Source organism: Paraburkholderia sp. SARCC-3016 (genome assembly GCF_031119615.1).
Taxonomy (GTDB): Bacteria; Pseudomonadota; Gammaproteobacteria; order Burkholderiales; family Burkholderiaceae; genus Paraburkholderia.
Genome location: NZ_JAVHZD010000089.1, coordinates 1 through 1,409, shown reverse-complemented (window position 1 = coordinate 1,409; position 1,409 = coordinate 1). Strand labels below are relative to the sequence as shown.

Genomic DNA, 1,409 nt, shown 5'->3' with positions numbered 1-1,409 from the left:
GTACCACGGATGCCAACGATACAGAACTTCCCTTGACTCGCTGATATGGGCGTTGTGTTGACGGCTTGTACAATGCCCGCCGGTTACACTCGACACTCGACTACGTCAGCCCCATGACGTTCGAGAAGAACTGGCTGGCAGCCCAACAAGGCCAAGCCGCATAACTCCCTCGGTTATGGGGTTCGTCAAACAGGGGCAAGGTCAGTACGGCGATGCTTTCCAACGAGAACCGCTGGAAGCCTGACCGCATTGCTCAATCGTACCTCTCCAACGGCGGTCCAAATCATGGATAGATAAAAGATCACTTTGCGCTGCCAACAGTGATGTGAAGTGGGTTGGACCCGCGCGGGGAATACCTGTTGATGCTACTGGGGTATTCGCTCCCGAGACACGAATTAGGTCCCCGCGTGCGTCTTTCATCAGGGTCCGGGCTATCAGCACCAACATGACCGTTTGTAGTATCGCAGTCCTTCACCTTCTCAAACATTGCAGGCATTGCAGCAGGCAACATCCAACACAACTTCATGGAGCTTGTGCAAAATGGGGAAGCCCTTGTAGTGAGCATCAGGCTGTAGACCATTGCGCTCGCCTTCGCACCGGCAACGGTGTCGCTAAACAGCCATGACGACCTTCCGGTACAGAATGGCCTGATGTCGCGCTCGATGACGTTGTTATCGACCGGCGCACGCCCGTCGCTCACGTAGCGACTGAGATATTTCCACTGATTGAGCGTGTACGAAATGGCCTTGCCTAGCAGACTCTCTGGCAGGACTTGCGGGGCCTGTTCGTCGAGCCATGCCTTGAAGGACACGAGCAACGGTACGCTGTGCTGCTGGCGCAACCGGTACGTATGGTCCACGCGCGTTTTGCCTGCGGGCAAATCGGCTTTGGCCAGCGTTTCGACCTGATACAGCGCCTTGAAGTATTCCAGTGCCTGCGCAGCGCGCCCGCCCGGCTTCTTCATGCCCTTGAGGGCATCGACAAAGGCACGCCGCGCGTGCGCCAGACAGCCGAAGTGCGTCGGGCCTTCGAGCGTACGCCAGGCGGCATACCCGTCGGTCATCAGCAGGCCTTTGTAACCCGCAAGAAACGCCTGGGGATATTCCTGTCCACGTCCTGGCTGGTAGTCAAACAGCACCACCGGTTCCGGACAGTCTTCGGCGCTACGGTACGCCCACTACAAGGGCTTCCCCATTAAACGCAAGCTCGATGGAGTTTGTGGGTATTACTTGTTGCCTTGCTGGTGTGGTGTGAGAAGGTGAAGGACTGCGATACTACAAACGGTCATGTTGGGCTATGGCCCGGACCCTGATGAAAGACACACGCGAGGACCTATTGAGTTTTACCAAATTCATGACAACCGATTCTCTGTTGGTGCGTTATACGGTCATCACGTTGAAGGGAGACTC

Annotated in this window: 1 pseudogene; it reads right to left on the bottom strand. The window is 56.3% G+C overall.

The window, feature by feature from the left end:
* Positions 1-547: 547 nt before the first annotated feature.
* Positions 548-1,177, bottom strand: a pseudogene (locus QYH69_RS35800) (IS66 family transposase); the annotation flags it as partial.
* Positions 1,178-1,409 lie beyond the last annotated feature (232 nt).